We start from the raw sequence: 17,711 nt of genomic DNA on the forward strand, positions 1-17,711 counted from the left end.
TACTGTATACAGATCAGCGACACCCCAGAGCAAGACTGGCACCGAGGCGCCATCGAGGGGGTATCGATGGGAGACTCTCTGCGGCAAGGATGCCGCAGCGAAGCCTCCAGGGATGGATTCACGGCGGGTCTCCCATCGATACCCCCTCGACGGCGCCGGACTCTTTTACTCAACAAACGTCAAAAAGGAGAGCATCCCCCTCTTTATTGCGCCAACAACTCAAAAACCAAGTGCCACAGTCAACTTTAATCGCTAACTCCCTGAAGAAAGGGGCAAAATTTGCTATAGTGCGGCTCCTTTTCGACACTCAGCCAGACATTTGCCGACACCATGAGCCAAGCCGCCCGCAAAATCCTCGTTACCAGTGCCCTGCCCTACGCCAACGGCGACCTTCACCTGGGACACTTGATGGAACAAATCCAGACCGACATCTGGGTTCGCTTTCAGAAACTGCGCGGTCACGATTGCCTCTACGTCTGTGCTGACGACGCCCACGGCACCGCCATAACCCTCAAAGCCGAAGAGCTGGGTCTTACGCCCGAGCAGCACATCGAGAAGATGCACGCCGCACATAAAACGGTTTCCGAAGGCTTTCTCGTTCAACACGACAATTACTACAGCACCCACTCCCCCGAAAACCGGGAACTGTCGGAACTGATTTACCAGCGCCTGGACACCAACGGCCATATCGCCCGGCGGGAGATCACTCAAGCCTTCGACCCCGAGAAACAACTGTTCCTGGCCGACCGCTACATCAAGGGCACCTGCCCCAAGTGCAAGACCCCCGATCAGTACGGGGACAACTGCGAGGCCTGTGGCGCCACCTATTCGCCCATGGACCTGATTGCCCCGGTATCCGCTCTTTCCGGAGCTACTCCGGTGCCCAAACAGTCCGAGCACTTCTTTTTCACCCTGCCCGCCTTCGCCGACTTTCTGAAGCAGTGGACGCGCGCCGGCCACTTGCAGGACGAAGTGGCCAACAAGGTCGCCGAGTGGCTGGACGCCGATTTACAGGAGTGGGATATCTCCCGGGACGCTCCCTATTTCGGCTTCGAGATTCCCGGCCAGCCTGGCAAATACTTCTATGTATGGCTGGATGCCCCCATCGGCTATATCGCCAGTCTGAAGAACCTGCTGGACCAACGCGGAGAGGACTGGCTCGACTATTGGAGCGCCGACTCCAGCGCCGAGGTTTACCACTTTATCGGCAAGGACATTGTGAATTTTCACGCGTTGTTCTGGCCCGCCATGCTGCACTCGGCCGGTTTCCGTACACCCACTCGTATTTGTGTGCACGGATTCGTGACCGTCAACGGCAAGAAAATGTCCAAGTCCCGCGGCACGTTCATTAACGGGAAAACCTACCTCGCTCACCTGAGCCCCGAGTACCTGCGGTATTACTTTGCGGCCAAGCTCACCAGCGCCGTGGACGACCTGGACCTGAACCTGGATGACTTCATCCAGCGCGTCAATAGCGACCTGGTCGGCAAGGTGGTGAACATCGCCAGCCGCACGGCCAAATTCGTCCAGAAAAGTGGCGGCACCCTCGCCACCGACGTGGCCGATGAAGCTCTGTGGCAGCGCTTCCAGGACGCCGACGCCGTCATAGCCCAGCATTACGAGAGCCGGGAGTTCAGCAAAGCCATGCGCGAGATCATGGCCCTGGCCGATGCCGCCAACGAATACCTGGCCGCCAAAGCCCCCTGGAAGCTGGCCAAGGAAGAGGGTACCGACGCCGAAGTGCTGGCCATTTGCACCCAGGGCCTGAACTGCTTCCGCGCCCTGGTCATGTGGCTCAAGCCGGTACTGCCTCAACTGGCCGAAAAGGCTGAAGCGTTTCTCGGAGAAACCCTGAACTGGCACTCCGCTATTACCTTCCGGGGCGGGCAAAACATCAACGCCTTTAAACCGCTAATGACCCGGGTGGAAAAAGAGCAGGTGGATGCCATGATCGACGCCAGCAAGGAAACCGCCCCGGCGCCCAAACCCTCAGGACCCGTGGCAGATGAACCACTCGCGGACGAGATCGAGTTTGGTGATTTTGCCAAAGTGGACTTGCGTGTGGTGCGTATCGCCAAAGCGGAACACGTCGAGGGGGCAGACAAGCTGCTGCGTTTAACGCTGGACCTCGGCGGTGAAACCCGGAATGTCTTCGCGGGGATCAAAAGTGCTTATGCGCCAGAGGACCTCGAGGGAAAGCTCACCATTATGGTGGCCAACCTAAAACCGCGTAAAATGAAGTTCGGGATTAGCGAGGGCATGGTGCTGGCGGCGGGGCCAGGCGGTAAGGATATCCACATTCTTGAACCTCACAGTGGTGCCAAACCGGGCCAGCGGGTGATGTAACCGCCCCGTCGCACCGCGCTCCGGCATAAGCATATGCTCAATCAGCCTAACCAGCGCCGGTTTTTGGATTGAAGCGCCGAAGCCGGTTAACGATAATGTGCGCCTCCCCCCTTTGAGGGCACCGATACGAGTATCAGGTATTTTCAGGCATGACCGACTTCGCCATTATTTTGTTGAGCGCCATTCTGGTGAACAACTTCGTGTTGGTCCAGTTTCTGGGGCTGTGCCCGTTCATGGGGGTTTCCAACAAACTGGAAACCGCTATTGGTATGGCTGGGGCCACCACCTTTGTATTGACACTCGCGTCGGTGTGCAGCTACCTGATCAATACCTGGGTTTTAGAGCCGTTGAACATCGGCTTTATGCGCACCATTTCGTTTATTCTGGTCATCGCGGTGGTGGTGCAATTCTCGAAAATGTTCATCGAGAAAACCAGCCCGTTGCTGTACCGGGTATTGGGGATTTTTCTGCCGCTGATCACCACGAACTGCGCCGTGCTGGGCGTGGCGTTACAAAACACCACCAAGAACCACGGCTTCTTCGAATCCACCGTGTTCGGGTTTGGGGCAGCACTCGGTTTCTCGCTCGTGCTGATTTTGTTCTCCGCCATGCGGGAACGGCTCGCCGTGGCAGATGTGCCCACGCCGTTTCGGGGCGCCGCCATCGGCATGATTACCGCCGGTCTGATGTCGTTAGCCTTTATGGGCTTTGGCGGCCTGGTCTAGGCCGGTTAACACCACAACCTGATTCAATCGCCTTATGTTGGAATTGATTGCACAAAATCCGATAGCCTCCGCGCTGATCGCCCTGGGGGGGCTCTCCACCCTGTTCGGCGGCATTTTGGGCTATGCGGCCGTGCGTTTTCGCCTGGAAGAAGACCCCGTTGTGCAGCAAATCGACGACCTTCTGCCCCAAACCCAGTGCGGCCAATGCGGCTACCCAGGGTGCCGCCCCTACGCGCAGGCCATTGCCAACGGCGACGCCATCAACAAATGCCCTCCGGGCGGCCAGACCACGATCAATGCCCTGGCGGATCTTTTGGATGTGGAAGCCCCGACGCTGGACGCCGAGCACGGTGAAGAGTCCGACGTGAAAAAAGTGGCTTACATTCGCGAGGACGAATGCATTGGCTGCACCAAGTGCATCCAGGCCTGTCCCGTGGATGCCATCATCGGCGCCGCCAAGCAAATGCACACCGTGGTGGTCGATGAATGCACCGGGTGCGATCTGTGTGTAGAGCCCTGCCCCGTCGATTGCATTGACATGGTGCCTGTAGAAACCGGTTTGAACGAGTGGAAGTGGGATAAACCCGCCTCCAGTGAACAGCAGGCGGTCAACCTGATCGCCACCGATCGCAGTACAGGTGAAGCAGCCTAATGGGTAGTTTGATCAAGGTATGGGATATACCCGGCGGCGTACACCCGCCGGAAAACAAGGCGCAGTCGTTGCAGCTGCCACTTGGTCGTGCACCGCTGCCACCGACTCTGGTACTGCCCCTGAACCAGCATATTGGCAAACGGGCGAAACCGGTCGTTGAGCCGGGCGAACGCGTGCTGGGCGGCCAATTACTCGCTGACGCCGACGGTATTTTCAGTGCTCGCGTCCATGCACCGACTTCTGGAGTGGTTCGTGCTATTGAAGAGCGCCTTATTCCCCATCCTTCAGGCTACAGCGCCCTGTCTGTTGTGATTGACGTGGATGGCAAGGATGAATGGGTGCCGTTGGAGCGCTGTGAGGATATCGAGGCGCTGGACAAAACCGCGATTCTGGACAAAATTCGCAGCGCTGGCGTGGCCGGTTTGGGCGGTGCCGGATTCCCGACCTCGGTAAAACTGAATCCGCGTGCGGATCACAACATTCATACGCTGATTATCAACGGCACTGAGTGCGAGCCTTACATCACCGCCGACGATATCCTGATGCAAACTCGGGCGGATGAAGTGATCGCCGGCACCCGTCTGCTGGCCCGGCTGCTCAACCAGCCGGAGCGCGTACTGATCGGAATTGAAGACAACAAACCCAAAGCCATCGCCGCGCTGCAATCCGCGGCTGAAGGTCAAGGCATCGACGTGGTGGTGTTTCCCACCAAATACCCTTCCGGGGGCGAAAAACAACTGATCCAGATTCTCACAGGTCAGGAAGTGCCCAGCGGCCAGATTCCCGCCAGCATCGGGGTGGTGTGCCAGAACGTCGGCACCACGGTGGCGGCCTGGCGGGCCGTTCGCTATGGCGAACCACTGGTGTCCCGAATCACCACCCTGGTTGGCGAAGCACTGGATACCCAACGCAACGTAGAGGTATTGCTCGGCACGCCCATCAGCTTTTTGCTGGAGGAGCACGGCTTCGATGCCGCCAAGGCGTCTCGCTTGGTGATGGGGGGACCCATGATGGGTTTCGCCCTGCCCGATCCAACGGTGCCTGTGATCAAAACGACGAATTGCATTCTGGCACCCACCAAAAAAGAGCTGCCGCCGCCACTGCCGGCGCAAGCCTGTATCCGTTGCGGACTTTGCGCAGAAGCCTGCCCGGCCAGCCTGTTGCCCCAACAGCTGCTCTGGTACGCCCAGTCGGAAGACTACGAAAAACTCGAAGCACACAACTTGTTCGACTGCATTGAGTGCGGTGCCTGCTCTTACGTGTGCCCCAGCCATATCCCGCTGGTGCAATATTACCGGGCGGCGAAAGGGGGCATTCGCCAGCAACGACAGGAAAAAGAGAAGTCTGACCGTGCGCGTCGTCGCTTCGAATTCCGCCAGGAGCGAATCGCCAAAGAGGAGGCCGACAAGGCCGCCAAACGGGAAGCGCGTAAAAAAGCGGCTGAAGAAGCGAAACGCAAACTGGACCAACAGGCCCCGGCCGGAGATCAGCCCAGGCCCGACCCGGTGGCATCAGCCAAAGCCAAGGCCGCTGCCCGGCAGCCTACTCCAGAAGCGCAACGTGCCAAGCTGGAACGAAACCTGGAGGCAGCCCGAAGCAGTCTGGAACGCGCACGACAGCCTCTTGAACCCAACGAGCCCGGTGGCGAGGTGAGTGCCGAGCAGCTGGAGAAGCAAAAGGCACGCATCAAGCAGGCAGAGCTGAAGCTTCAGGAGGCGGAAAAGAAACGGCAGCAGCTGGAACAGGATGCCACCGCCGCGGAATCCCAGCCCTCCGCGGCCACCGAACCCAAGGCCGACGATCCCGTATCGGCGGCGATCGCCCGCGCTCAGGCAAAAATGCAGATGAGCCCGGAAAACAAACTGCGCTCCACGCTGGAGTCGCTGTACAAGCGCCTGGAAAAAGCGGAGGAAAAAGCCGCAGCGGCTCGGGAGGCCGGCGATGATAAGGCCGACGCACTGCAGCAAGGCGCGGACAAGCTGAAGCAAAAAATCGCCGATGCCCAAAAAGAGCTGAGTGAACTGACCCCCAGCACCGTGGCCGAGCCCAGCTCCGCTTCACGCCACACGGGCGACGCGGCCGGTAATGCCATCGAAAAAGCCAAAGCCAGGGCGACGGCCATGGCCACCATGAGCGCTGAGGATAAGCTTCGGGCTCAGATCGACTCCGTCACGGCACGCCTCGACAAAGCGCGCGAACGACTGGCCCGGGCGGAAACGGAAAACGACGAAAACGTGGAAGCCTTCCGCAGCGGTGTCAGCAAGCTGGAAGAGAAATTGAAACAGTTGAGCGAGGACCGGTAACCCATGTTGAGGGTCACGTCTCCACACACACACAACCGCCGCAGCACCGGCCAGCTTATGCGCCTGGTGGTCTTCGCCACCCTGCCCGGCCTGTTGGCGCTGACGCTGGCGTTCGGCTGGGGCACTCTGTTTAATGTCGCGCTGGCCAGCCTCTCGGCCATGCTCTTCGAGGCTCTGGTGATCAAGCTGCGTCAGCGGCCCGTGCTGTTTTACCTGAGTGATTGCAGCGCTTTGGTGACCGGTGTACTGCTGGGGCTGGCGCTGCCGGCTTACTGCCCCTGGTGGCTGGTCGTTACCGGCAGTGCGATCGCCATCATCCTGGCCAAGCAACTGTATGGCGGCATGGGCTACAACCCGTTCAACCCGGCCATGGTCGCCTATGTGGTGCTGCTGATCTCCTTTCCGGTGGCCATGACGCAGTGGCCAGCCCCCGCCGAGACCCTTGGCAATGGTCAAAGCCTGATGGGGCTCGGTGAAGGACTGCAACAAATTTTTGCCGGCGCCACGGTGGACGGTTACACCGCCGCCACGCCACTGGATGTCATGAAACAAAACAGCGGCCTGACGATGAACGACCTGTACGCCAGCGACCCGACGCTGAGCCACGGCGTTTTGGCGGGTGCCGGCTGGGAGTGGGTAAACCTGGGCTTTCTGCTCGGTGGCGCCTTCCTGCTGTACAAGCGTGTGTTCACCTGGCATGCGCCGGTGGCCATGCTCGGTACGCTCGTGGTCGTATCGGCTCTCTTTTACGACAGCAGCTCCGAAGGCAGCGGTTCACCGCTTTTTCACCTGTTCTCCGGGGCGACCATGCTCGGGGCATTCTTTATTGTGACCGATCCGGTCAGCTCCGCCGTCAGTACAAGGGGCCGTTTGATTTATGGGGCTCTGGTGGGACTGCTGCTCTACGTAATGCGCACCTGGAGTAATTATCCGGACGGCGTGGCTTTTGCTGTATTACTGGGCAACTTTGCCGCACCGTTTATCGATTACTACACTCTGCCCCGCACGTATGGCCATAGCAAATCGCGACGCGCCACCGAGAAGGAGGAGCACTGATGTTCGGCTGGTCTATCGGTAAAAACAGTCTGCTGCTGGGTGCCTTCGCTCTCATTACAGCCGCTGTACTGGCGGGCACCTATCAAATGACCCGCGGCAAAATCGCTGACGCGGAGCGGGCCGCAGCAGCGGCCGCCCTGCTGGAAATCGTACCTGACGAGCAGCATGACAACGATATGCTCTCGGACACTGTGGCAGTACCAACAAACGCCCTGGGGCAGCTCGGTCTGCGTCACTCAGAGTCCATCCACCTCGCCCGCCGCGACGGACAGGTGACGGCGGCTATCATCCCGACCATCGCCCCCGATGGCTACAGTGGTGATATTCGCATGATTGTGGGCGTCAACCGGGACGGCTCCATTGCCGGCGTCCGCGTTCTCACGCACAACGAAACGCCGGGACTGGGCGACAAAGTTGACTTGAAGAAAAGTGATTGGATACGGACCTTTTCCGGTCGCTCCCTGGAAAATCCGGCGAGCGACAACTGGAAAGTGCGCAAAGATGGCGGCGTATTTGATCAATTTACGGGGGCGACCATCACCCCGAGAGCCGTCGTGCATCAGGTTCGAAGAGCGCTGGAATTTGCCAGTACGCACCACGAATTGCTGTTCACGAGCGAAAACCGTAGTACAGGCGACAGCGGCAACCCCCCCTTACCAACCGCAGGCCCTTCTCCATGAGTGACGCAACCGCCAATTACCAGGCCATCGGTAAAAACGGCCTTTGGACCAACAACCCCGCCCTGGTGCAACTCCTCGGGTTGTGCCCGCTGCTGGCCGTTACCGGTTCTGTCGTCAATGCGCTGGGGCTCGGGCTGGCCACATTGATGGTGCTCACCAGCTCAAACATCGTGGTTTCTCTGATTCGCAAGGGGGTCAGCGACGCCGTGCGTCTACCGGCATTTGTCATGATCATCGCGACACTGACCACCTGTATTGAGTTGATCATGCGGGCGTTCACCTACGAGCTGTACACTATCCTCGGCATTTTTATTCCGTTGATCGTGACCAACTGCGCCATTCTCGGTCGGGCCGATGCGTTCGCCAGCAAGAACTCGGTACTTCCCTCGGCGGTCGATGGTTTTATGATGGGCACCGGTTTCGCCCTGGTTCTACTCAGCGTAGGCGCCATTCGTGAGTTGCTCGGCAGCGGTACCCTGTTCGCCGATATGCACTTGCTGTTTGGAGAGGGCGCGCGCAACTGGGTATGGCAACCGTTTTCCAGTTATCCCGGCTTCCTTGTGGCAGTTTTGCCTCCTGGCGCATTTATTGTCACTGGCTTTTTAATCGCGCTGAAGAACACGCTCGATGCGAAAGCGGCCAAGCGCCGTAAAGCTCTCGAAACCAAGCCAACCAAGCGTAGTAAAAGGGTTCGCACCACCGGCCAAATTGGATAGGTATTCACACGCGGTCGGCAAAGACGGGGGATTTCCGTTAGACTGGTAGCTATCACCTTTTTTACCACCACCTCAGTGAGGGACCTAACTATGTTTGAAACTGAGCAAATCAATCAGTTCATCGATCTTTACGTTGTACCCTGGTGTATCAACATAATTACCGCGCTGCTGATTTTCATTGTCGGCCGGATAGTGATCGGCATTCTGGTAGGCGTACTGGGAAGGGTACTGAAACGAACGCATCTGGACAGCATTCTGGTGGAATTTGTGCAGATGATAGCCAAAGTCGTGCTACTGATTTTCGTCATCGTGGCGGCTCTGGACAAGCTCGGCGTTAACACCGCCTCCATGATCGCTGTTCTCGGTGCGGCCGGTCTGGCGATTGGTCTGGCCCTACAAGGCTCCCTTCAGAACTTTGCGGCCGGATTTCTGCTATTGGTTTTGCGTCCCTTCAAGGCCGGTGACTACGTAGAAGCGGCCAACACGGCAGGCATGGTGGAAAAGATCAGCATTTTCTCCACCACCCTCCGGACTCCCGACAATAAAGAAGTCACCGTGCCGAACGGGTCTATTTACAGCAACAATATCATCAATTATTCAGCCCGTGATACGCGCCGCGTGGATATGGTGTTTGGCATTAGCTACGATGACGACATCAAACAGGCAAAAGACGTCATCAACGCTGTGCTGGCAGCGGATGAGCGCGTGCTGAAAGATCCCGCCCCCACAGTCGCTGTCAGCGCCCTGGCGGACAGCAGCGTCAACCTGATTGTACGCCCCTGGGCCAATACCGGGGATTACTGGCCGCTGTTCTGGGATATGACGGAAAGAATCAAGCTGGAATTGGAAGCCAATGGCATGACCATTCCATTCCCTCAGCGCGATGTTCATATTTATCAGGAAAACACTCAGCAGGAAAGTTGATCAGCCTGCCGCCGGGCTCTCTGGAGCCCGGCCTCCTACCTATTTCCTCTGCTCCTCTACCCCTCTACTCAACACCCAACATTCCACTTTGTAAAATTTGATAACGTGATGTTTGCCCAGCGGAAGCTTTCAGTTTTAGAAAGCGCTGGAGGCCTTAATAAGAATTTGAGCACTATCCAGACCGCCTCGCTCTGCCAACGGCGTAGCTAAATCAACATGCAAGACATTGCCCACTTTCGTTTTACTGGAACTGAACCGCAACCCGATGCCCACATTGGAAAGATGGCCGTTCTCTTCGCCGTCAATCTGACCACCCCACACTCGGCCTGCATCAAAAAACGCCACCGCGCCCATTCGCACGACGTTGAAAATATGCCAATCAGAAAAGTAACGGCGCTCCAGATTAAACACGTAACGACGCTCACCACGCTGGTAATCGACGGGGTAGCCTCGCAAACCGTTGTCGCCACCGAGCGTTATCTGCTCGAACTGCTCCAGGTTTGCGCCATGATCATACCGTACTCTAAAAAACCAGCGGTTTTTATCATCCCGAAACCAGTTGTAAGTGACTTCAATGCCGGCGACACCACTATCGATGGAACTGGGAGCACTATAGTGTCGTCCATCAAGATCGCCGTGCAGTTGCAAAATATGGTGTTTCCCCACCCCAATCACATTGCTGTAGGAAGCCTGATACCGATACAGCTCCCGATCATTATCCAGCCCGGTGCCACCGTACCCGACACGCATTTGGTAGTTCACTCCCAGCGCGACGTCTTCCGTGCGCTGAATCTGGTTAAGATTGCGGTAGGTGGCAAACTGGTTTTCAATTACCTCTAAGCCTACCCAGGCATAATTGCCTTTGCGCTCTTCGGGATACCCCAGTACGGTTTCTTCAGTGGCACTGAATACGTCTTCTTCCCGAGTCAGCCCTACGCGCCATCGTCGGGTGAATCGCTCATCCGCACGCGCAGCCAGCCCGAAATACACCTCATTATCCCGAGTCCGGTGACGAAACTCGTTAATGATATCCCCACCCTCTCTTATCACACGAATTTCAGACACGTCCTCAATAAAACCACCCGCCGCCCAGGGCGTTTCCAGTGAAAAGAAAGGACGTTCCAGACTGAACGCCTTGTCCTGCCCATCACTCTTCTCCGCATAATAGAGACGGGTGGCAAGACGGGTTTTCATAAAATGGTCGGTTTTATACTCGTATCCAAGACTGTTGCGCTCCACATCCTGATCGTAGCGCAAGGAGATCGCGTCCCCTGTACCGAGGAAGTTGCCATCTTTAATACCGAAACCGGTTTCCGTTTCGCCGCCCTCATGCTTGAACGTAATCTCCGGCTCCGTCACCCAGGAATCACGCGTCACTACCAACAGGTCGATGGTGTCGCCACACACGGCTTCGGGAAGGATAAATGCACTGGTCAAATAGTTTCGGCTGCGCAAAATGCGTTCTGATTCTTCCACCAGGCGCTGCCGCATGACATCCCCTGGCTCGAGCAGCAATTGCCCGGCGATAACCGCCTCATGGGTATTGATATGGAATCGGTTGAAGCCACGATACAGCCAGTTATTCTCTGCGGGATCGGACTCATCGAAAATTGAGCGACTGACGAAACGAATTTCACGAATGGTTTTCCCGCGGCTCTCCAATAACGCTTGGCGGACCTCAGGACTACGGCGCTGCTCCGCCACATCTCGAAAGGAGTATTGATAACGCTCGCAGCTCTCGCCATCTTCATCCGTGAGTGTCTCGATTTCCACCGAGCGCGCTTCCACACTTGCGAGCACCGTACAGAGTAACGCACTACCCACCCACAACGACTTCACTGTCATGAGGACGCTCGAAATCTTTTAATTGACCGACCGGTTATTATCACTGTAGCGAAATCATCATTGACACTCACCTACACTCCCATTCAGCGCTATCATGGCTGATCACTATCATAAACCTTAATTATCCATTCCGTCACCGGAGAACGGCGTTAATTCTTACCTGCTGGGACCACGTTTCAGTGGTGGTGTTGCATGGGTGCCATCTCACCGTCCTCCGACGGCTCATGATGGTGCCCACTCACAACAACCGGCCAAAGCGTCCAGGCACCGAACACCATGATTAACACCGCCAGCACAGTCCGCAGAGCCCGTTGCTGTAATAGTTGTGTCAATTTCCCGGCCATCAGGCCCGCCGCCAGCAGCGAGGGGAGAGTGCCCAGTCCAAAAGCGAGCATAACACCGCCGCTAACGAGCGCATCGCCTTGCATCAGAGCATAAGCCAGCGCCGTGTACACCAAGCCGCATGGCAACCAGCCCCACAAGGCGCCCAGCAATACGGCTTGCGGTAACCGTGCCACAGGCATCAAGCGACGCCCCAGGGGTTGAATATGCCGCCAAAGACGCCCTCCTGCTCGTTCAAGCAATAACAAGCCCCGCCACCAGCCAGCCAGATAAAGGCCCATCGCTACTAACAGCAGCCCGGCCAGTACTCTCAGCACGGGTGTCAAAGGCGCCACGCCTCCCGCCACCAGGCCGGCGAGTACGCCCATCACACTGTAGCTGGTGATCCGGCCAACATTGTACCCAAGGTGCAGCCCCCACCGGCGAGCCCCGCGCTGGTCTGCGGGTATCGCCACCGAGAGCGCACCTACGATGCCGCCACACATGCCGATACAGTGAGCGCCACTGAACAATCCCAGCGTAAACGCTGCCAGCCAGGCCCCCGGCAATCCGGGCAATACCTCAGTCACTGGATTTATCCGAGTTGCGCGACGCACACTCCGAATCAGGCGCATCGTCGTCGAAAAGGATACGATGGGCTTCGGTATCGAGATTATCGTATTGGCCACTTTTAATCGCCCAAAAGAAAATTTTCAGGGCAATGGCCACAAAGATAAGCGCTATAGGCACCAGAAGAAACAGGCTTTCCATAAAAACCTCCCGCGTTCAGCGGTAAATGGCGTGGTGAATGCCGCCGCGGATGTCACGCTCGCCACTTGCTACATAGAGCGTGTTGCCGACACCCGGTGCAGTCTTAAGGCATTGAAAACCACAAATAACGAGCTGGTCGTCATACCTATCGCGGCTAACCAGGGCGGAATCAAACCGCTGGCCGCCAGCGGCAGCGCCAGTAGATTGTACCCGAGGGAAAGCCCCAGGTTTTGACGAATAATGGAGCGTGTCCGTCGACCCAGGTTTAATGCTTGAGCCAGGGCGTTCAGGTTAGCATTGAGCAAGACGGCATCTGCCCTGGTCTGCGCCAGATCCGACGCCGTCGCCATGGCCACCGAGATATTGGCCGCCGAGAGCACTGGCACATCATTAATACCATCACCGACCATCATGACCCGATCTCCTTTGACCTGGGCCTCCTGCAACCGCCGCAACTTGTCTTCCGGCCGGGCACCGGCGCTGAAATCGGTAATTCCCAACCTCCGGGCCAGCACCGCTACGGCCCCGGAGTGATCACCACTGAGCATTTCGACACCGATGCCTTTTCGTTGCAAGTCGCTCACCAGTTCAACAGCCCCCGGTCGCACCTCATCTTCCAGCGCGAACCACCCCAGAGGCCGCTCTTGATCGGCAAGCAACAGCCACAACTGCTCCCCATCGGGCAGGGGTGGGATCTTCTGGGAGAGCCCCTCTACGGCAAAATCCGGGTGCCCCAGGCGGTAGCGTACCCCGTCAATCACACCCTCGACCCCCGCGCTGGTGTACTGTTGGGTATCCGTGGCCTTAAATCGATTCGCCCAGGGTCGAAAGGCCGCAGCTAACGGATGCCGGGCCGGCGCCTCCAGAGCCCCCGCCACGCTCAATAACCATTCGTCATCCCGACAAGTGACCAAGGGAGTGGTAGCGGTCACTGAGAACTGACCGAGCGTTAAGGTCCCGGTTTTGTCCAAAAAGACACGATCAACACTCGACAGCGCCTCCAGCACATGGCCCCGGGCCACAAGAAATCCCTGTCGTCTCAGATTAGCCGTCGCGGCAGTCAGTGCGGTCGGCATGGCGAGTGCCAGGGCACAGGGGCAGGTTACCACCAGGACAGACAGGGCCACCCAAAAAGCCCGCTCCGGGTCAATCCACTGCCAACCGCCCCACACCCCCATAAAAATAATCAGCACCGCACCGACGAAATAGCGCGCTACTTTATCCGCCAACGCCACCTGGTGAGGCTTTTCCGTTTCCGCCTGAGCCACCAGCCGCTCAATCGCGGACAACTGAGTTTGCGCTCCCGTAGCGGTTACAGATACCTCGAGATCGCTCTCTCCGTTAAGGGTTCCACCGACCACCGGATCGCCAGGGCCACGGGGCACCGGACGGGATTCGCCGGTCAATAATGCTTCAACCACCTCGCTGCGACCGGAAACAATGGTGCCGTCACAAGGGAAGGTTTCGCCGCTTCGCACCCGTACCCGGTCCCCTTCCTTCAGCGTTTTGACAGGTACTCGTTCTGCCCCTTCGTCACTCAATCGTGTGGCACTCAGTGGCATTAATTGCGCGAGATTACCGTAGGCCAGCCGGTTGCGGTGCCGGGTCCGCATTTCCAGATAACGACCGACCAACAGGAAAAAGGTGAACATGGCGATGGACTCAAAGTAAACATCGCCCCGGCCCGTTACGGTCGCCCACGCACTGGCCAGATAAGCCAGTCCGATCGCCAAAGCGACGGGCACGTCCATAATCAGCTGGCGCGCCTTGAGGCTCCGCCAGGCGCCCTGGAAAAACGGAAATGCACTGAACAGCACGACGGGCGTCGCCACTAAAAAACTCAGCCAGCGGAGGAACAGCTTCCACTCGTCCACGGCGCCGGAGTACATACCTACCGCCACCATACTGGCCTGCATCATACCGAAACCCGCTACCCCCAAACGCAGCAACGCGCTGCGATTTTCTTGCTGGGCAAACGCACGACGCTCCTCATCGGTAGCGGGACGAGGGCGATACCCCACTCGAGCCAGACCCGCCAGCAATTCACTCAACGGTTGTGCTTCTTCGTCCCAGGTGAGGGTGCAACGGTGTGTGGTGACGTCCACCGACAACCCTTGCACGGCGGGGTAACGCTTCATGTGTTCTTCAATTAACCAGCTACAGGCGGCACAGGTGATTCCTTCTAGCAAAAGATGAGCGCGTCGTACATTGCCCTCGCCTTGAGAAACAAAGTCCGCCTGAATATCCGGAAGGTCATACATCTGCCACTCGGCGCCCGCCATTTCGGCTTCATCCGGGCGCTCGCTGGCTTCGGTGCGATAGCGGTAGAAACGCTCGAGTCCGCCATCGACAATGGCCACGGCCACCGCCTGGCAACCTGGGCAGCACATCTCGCGTTCGGCACCATCGATGTTCACTGTAAAGTATGTACCCGAAGGCACTGGCAGACCGCAGTGATAACAGGCGTTCTCAGTCATGTCGATCACCTGAAACCGCGTCAGTCGCCCCGGTTCGTGGGCACGAGTGTGATTTGATTATTATGATCGAGCTGAATTTCACCCCTCAGCAGCCACTCTGCCGAGCGCAGTTGCTCCACATCATGTTCAGGCAGCAGCGTTAAGTACCGCCGGTGGGTTAACGGCATTTCAAGATCGCCCCGGTACTCTCCTTCACTCACTCGTTGCAAAATCAAGTGCTGATCCTGCTCGGCGCTTACCGGATGGTCGATATTCAGGTAGAGCCGCGTTGGCAAAGTGCCCTCTCCGCTGAGAGACAACAGTACTTCACCCGATACTTGATCAAACCGTAAATCGGCGCTCAGGCCAAGAGCCCGGGCGCGGGCTTCCTGCTCAAAGCTTTGATTGATGGTGCGCCCCTGCTTGTAGTAATTATCCACCACGCGATCATCGGCGAGGAATATGGACACCGTCACAAAGCTGAGCGAAACGATGACGACCACAATCAGGGGAGACATCACAAACCAGAACCAGGGTTGACGGTACCAGGGCGCAATGTCGTGGGATGAATCAGTCATGGGCAGCCTCGCTGTAGAGTCGGCGCTGTATTACTGGCCACGCAGGGTCGGGCCGATGAAAGTGGTGCTGTGTTCAGTGAATATTTCGGGCTTTTCACGAGCCTGAACCCGCAGGGTAATCGCCGCTTTGACCGTGTCCAGATCGCTCCGGGGAACCGCAACGCGTACGGGGATTGTCAAAATTTCCCCTTCTTCTACCGGCAGCGGTCGATACCCCTCAAGCTCGAAGGGATAGTCGCCGCTGACCGTCACATCGTATATGTGCGTTTCGCGATCCTTGTTGTTGATTTTCAGTGTGTACACATTTTCCACTTCCGGCCCGCTGATGCGGTACATCCTCGTACCTCGGTCGCGCAATACATCCAGCCCGACGGGCTGGCGAGTGGTTAACGCATAGGCAAAGACGCCAATCATCACTAACAGCACCGCGCCGTAAGCCAGCAGACGTGGGCGAAACACCTGTGTTTTACCCTTCTCGATCGCATCTTCCGTCGTAAAGCTGATCAGCCCCCGCGGATAGTTCATGCGATCCATCACTGTATTGCACGCATCCACACACAAACCACAATCGATACAATCGGGTTGCAGGCCATCGCGGATATCGATATCGACCGGACACACCTGCACACACCAGGAACAATCGATACAGTCTCCCAGCCCCTTTTCCTGAACGTCTTCGTTGGGTTTACGAGGGCCGCGCGGCTCCCCGCGACGATAATTGTAAAAGACGGTGAGCGTATCCTTGTCATACATCACTGACTGGAAACGCGCATAGGGACACATGTATTTACACACCTGCTCCCGCATAAACCCCGCATTCATGTAAGTGGCTGCGGTGAAAAAGAAGACCCAGAAGGCTGCGGCCGGATGAATATCCAGCGTGACGAGCGCGACAATGAGCTCCCGGACCGGATAAAAATAGCCGACAAACGTGATCGCCGTCAGCGCTGCTATCAACAACCAGAGAAAGTGCTTGGTTCCCTTGCGAACGATTTTCTCCGGTCCCCAGGGCTGAGCATCGAGCTTGATACGTTTATTCCGATCACCCTCGCATTGAAACTCCGCCCAGACGAACATCTGAGTCCATACCGTTTGCGGGCAGGTGAAGCCACACCACACCCGGCCCACCAGAACGGTTACGGTAAACAATAAAAAGGCGGCGATGATCAAAAGCCAGGCGAGAAACATGCCATCCTGAGGCCCAAAGCTGAGCCACAGGATGTGAAAGCGCCTCTCGGAGAGGTCGAACAGCATGGCGGGGCGGCCATCAATAACCAGCCAGGGCATCAAGGCAAATGCCGCCAGCAGCGGGATACCCGTGTAGCGGCGCAGCCTCTGATAGAAGCCTTTAACGCGCCGCATATACACTTTGTTATCCGCTTCGTAGAGATTTACATAGCGTATCCCTGTATCGCGTTCCTCGTCCGGCTGATTACTCTTCGTCATAGTTCATAGAGAGACTGTAAACATAAGCGGCCAGGATATGAATCCGGTCGGCCTTCAACAACTCTTCCTGCGCGGGCATTTCCCCGTTGCGGCCCACGCGGAGCGTTTGACGGATTTCGGCGGGTTCGCCACCATACAACCATACGCCATCGGTCAGGTCAGGAGCGCCCAGCATCGGGTTACCCGTTGCATCCGCCCCATGACAAGCCACACAGTTACGCTGGAAGTGCTGCTGTCCGGCCGATGCCATTTCCTGATCGTGCTCACGATCGTTTAAACCCAGCACATACTCCGTGACTTCCGCAATGCCCTGCTCTCCCAGGCTGGCGCTCCAGGCGGGCATGGCGGCCTTGCGGCCATTGGTAATGGTTTCCTTAATCTGTTCCGGCGCCCCACCCCAATGCCAGGAATCGTCGGTCAAGTTCGGGAAGCCCCAGTTACCGCCACCATCAGAGCCATGGCAAACAGCACAGTTATTGGCAAACAAACGCAACCCCATTTTCATCGCATCGGGGTCGCGGGCCAGTTCTTCAATCGGTGTGTCGGCGTAACGGCCAAACTGATCAGAAAACCGTGCCTGAGCCTGTTGCTGATGACCTCGCAATTCGCCCTCTTGGGTCCAGCCGAGCAGCCCCGGATAACTTCCGAGCCCCGGATACAGCAACAAGTACACACCGGCAAAAATAAAAGTTGCGATAAACAACTTGAACCACCAGCGCGGCAGTGGGTTGTCATACTCTTCGATACCGTCGTACACATGGCCCGTGGTCCGGTTTTCCGGGTCCTCATCATCACGTGCCGCGACTTTACGGTTTGCCAACAGCACCCACAACACCAGAGCGAGGTTGGTGAGGGTCAGGACAATAATCCAAAGACTCCAAAAAGTACTCAT

At 57.4% G+C, this 17,711-nt stretch carries 15 protein-coding genes; 8 read left to right on the forward strand and 7 right to left on the reverse strand.

All coding sequences use genetic code 11. From position 1 onward, the window contains the following. Window positions 1–330 precede the first annotated feature (330 nt). The 8 genes from metG to ACQCLF_RS01865 all read left to right on the forward strand — a co-directional run bounded on the left by metG (window position 331) and on the right by ACQCLF_RS01865 (window position 9,402). Window positions 331–2,346: a methionine--tRNA ligase gene (metG, locus tag ACQCLF_RS01830; protein ID WP_426984569.1), complete on the forward strand. Its 2,016-nt coding sequence runs from the start codon at window positions 331–333 to the stop codon at window positions 2,344–2,346. Window positions 2,347–2,495: 149 nt separating this feature from the next. Then, window positions 2,496–3,071 (forward strand): electron transport complex subunit RsxA, encoded by a 576-nt coding sequence (rsxA, locus tag ACQCLF_RS01835; RefSeq protein WP_426984570.1) that lies wholly within the window; start codon window positions 2,496–2,498, stop codon window positions 3,069–3,071. A gap of 34 nt (window positions 3,072–3,105) precedes the next feature. Then, window positions 3,106–3,723, forward strand: a complete 618-nt coding sequence (rsxB, locus tag ACQCLF_RS01840; protein ID WP_426984571.1) for an electron transport complex subunit RsxB — start codon at window positions 3,106–3,108, stop codon at window positions 3,721–3,723. Continuing rightward, window positions 3,723–6,026, forward strand: coding sequence for an electron transport complex subunit RsxC (gene rsxC, locus ACQCLF_RS01845; RefSeq protein ID WP_426984573.1), 2,304 nt, complete (start codon window positions 3,723–3,725; stop codon window positions 6,024–6,026). Before rsxB ends, rsxC begins: the two co-directional genes overlap by 1 nt. 3 nt (window positions 6,027–6,029) lie before the next feature. After that, on the forward strand, window positions 6,030–7,082 hold the full coding sequence (gene rsxD / locus ACQCLF_RS01850; protein WP_426984575.1) for an electron transport complex subunit RsxD: 1,053 nt from the start codon (window positions 6,030–6,032) through the stop codon (window positions 7,080–7,082). After that, window positions 7,082–7,762 carry an electron transport complex subunit RsxG gene (rsxG, locus tag ACQCLF_RS01855; RefSeq protein ID WP_426984577.1) on the forward strand — a complete coding sequence of 227 codons (681 nt, stop codon included), beginning with the start codon at window positions 7,082–7,084 and terminating at the stop codon, window positions 7,760–7,762. The genes rsxD and rsxG overlap by 1 nt, the downstream gene beginning before the upstream one ends. Next, the gene (locus tag ACQCLF_RS01860; RefSeq protein ID WP_426984578.1) at window positions 7,759–8,478 is read left to right on the forward strand and encodes an electron transport complex subunit E; all 720 of its coding nucleotides are present in this window, start codon (window positions 7,759–7,761) and stop codon (window positions 8,476–8,478) included. Before rsxG ends, ACQCLF_RS01860 begins: the two co-directional genes overlap by 4 nt. A 90-nt stretch (window positions 8,479–8,568) precedes the next feature. Further along, window positions 8,569–9,402: a mechanosensitive ion channel family protein gene (locus ACQCLF_RS01865; RefSeq protein WP_426984579.1), complete on the forward strand. Its 834-nt coding sequence runs from the start codon at window positions 8,569–8,571 to the stop codon at window positions 9,400–9,402. Between the two features lie 135 nt (window positions 9,403–9,537). Here ACQCLF_RS01865 and ACQCLF_RS01870 read toward each other — a convergent pair whose 3' ends face one another. The 7 genes from ACQCLF_RS01870 to ccoP form a co-directional block, all read right to left on the reverse strand. Further along, window positions 9,538–11,247: a hypothetical protein gene (locus ACQCLF_RS01870; protein ID WP_426984580.1), complete on the reverse strand. Its 1,710-nt coding sequence runs from the start codon at window positions 11,245–11,247 to the stop codon at window positions 9,538–9,540. A gap of 176 nt (window positions 11,248–11,423) precedes the next feature. Continuing rightward, entirely contained in the window at window positions 11,424–12,158 is a 735-nt protein-coding gene (locus tag ACQCLF_RS01875; protein ID WP_426984581.1) for a sulfite exporter TauE/SafE family protein, read from the reverse strand. Continuing rightward, window positions 12,151–12,339, reverse strand: coding sequence for a cbb3-type cytochrome oxidase assembly protein CcoS (gene ccoS, locus ACQCLF_RS01880; protein WP_426984582.1), 189 nt, complete (start codon window positions 12,337–12,339; stop codon window positions 12,151–12,153). The genes ACQCLF_RS01875 and ccoS overlap by 8 nt, the downstream gene beginning before the upstream one ends. Window positions 12,340–12,407: 68 nt before the next feature. Further along, window positions 12,408–14,816 (reverse strand): heavy metal translocating P-type ATPase, encoded by a 2,409-nt coding sequence (locus ACQCLF_RS01885; RefSeq protein WP_426984584.1) that lies wholly within the window; start codon window positions 14,814–14,816, stop codon window positions 12,408–12,410. A gap of 20 nt (window positions 14,817–14,836) precedes the next feature. Beyond that, window positions 14,837–15,373: a FixH family protein gene (locus ACQCLF_RS01890; RefSeq protein WP_426984585.1), complete on the reverse strand. Its 537-nt coding sequence runs from the start codon at window positions 15,371–15,373 to the stop codon at window positions 14,837–14,839. Between the two features lie 30 nt (window positions 15,374–15,403). Then, a complete protein-coding gene (gene ccoG, locus ACQCLF_RS01895; RefSeq protein WP_426984587.1) occupies window positions 15,404–16,819 on the reverse strand; it encodes a cytochrome c oxidase accessory protein CcoG in 1,416 nt (471 codons plus the stop codon). After that, a complete protein-coding gene (gene ccoP / locus ACQCLF_RS01900) occupies window positions 16,806–17,711 on the reverse strand; it encodes a cytochrome-c oxidase, cbb3-type subunit III (protein ID WP_426984589.1) in 906 nt (301 codons plus the stop codon). Before ccoP ends, ccoG begins: the two co-directional genes overlap by 14 nt.

This window comes from Marinimicrobium sp. ARAG 43.8 (assembly GCF_050113635.1).
GTDB lineage: Bacteria > Pseudomonadota > Gammaproteobacteria > Pseudomonadales > Cellvibrionaceae > Marinimicrobium.

Excerpts from the sequence above, each read along its gene's own strand:
- metG (WP_426984569.1), top strand. The coding sequence starts at position 331 with ATGAGCCAAGCCGCCCGCAAAATCCTCGTTACCAGTGCCCTGCCCTAC.
- rsxA (WP_426984570.1), top strand. The coding sequence starts at position 2,496 with ATGACCGACTTCGCCATTATTTTGTTGAGCGCCATTCTGGTGAACAAC.
- rsxB (WP_426984571.1), top strand. The coding sequence starts at position 3,106 with ATGTTGGAATTGATTGCACAAAATCCGATAGCCTCCGCGCTGATCGCC.
- rsxC (WP_426984573.1), top strand. The coding sequence starts at position 3,723 with ATGGGTAGTTTGATCAAGGTATGGGATATACCCGGCGGCGTACACCCG.
- rsxD (WP_426984575.1), top strand. The coding sequence starts at position 6,030 with ATGTTGAGGGTCACGTCTCCACACACACACAACCGCCGCAGCACCGGC.
- rsxG (WP_426984577.1), top strand. The coding sequence starts at position 7,082 with ATGTTCGGCTGGTCTATCGGTAAAAACAGTCTGCTGCTGGGTGCCTTC.
- ACQCLF_RS01860 (WP_426984578.1), top strand. The coding sequence starts at position 7,759 with ATGAGTGACGCAACCGCCAATTACCAGGCCATCGGTAAAAACGGCCTT.
- ACQCLF_RS01865 (WP_426984579.1), top strand. The coding sequence starts at position 8,569 with ATGTTTGAAACTGAGCAAATCAATCAGTTCATCGATCTTTACGTTGTA.
- ACQCLF_RS01870 (WP_426984580.1), bottom strand. The coding sequence starts at position 11,247 with ATGACAGTGAAGTCGTTGTGGGTGGGTAGTGCGTTACTCTGTACGGTG.
- ccoS (WP_426984582.1), bottom strand. The coding sequence starts at position 12,339 with ATGGAAAGCCTGTTTCTTCTGGTGCCTATAGCGCTTATCTTTGTGGCC.
- ACQCLF_RS01885 (WP_426984584.1), bottom strand. The coding sequence starts at position 14,816 with ATGACTGAGAACGCCTGTTATCACTGCGGTCTGCCAGTGCCTTCGGGT.
- ACQCLF_RS01890 (WP_426984585.1), bottom strand. The coding sequence starts at position 15,373 with ATGACTGATTCATCCCACGACATTGCGCCCTGGTACCGTCAACCCTGG.
- ccoG (WP_426984587.1), bottom strand. The coding sequence starts at position 16,819 with ATGACGAAGAGTAATCAGCCGGACGAGGAACGCGATACAGGGATACGC.
- ccoP (WP_426984589.1), bottom strand. The coding sequence starts at position 17,711 with ATGAGTACTTTTTGGAGTCTTTGGATTATTGTCCTGACCCTCACCAAC.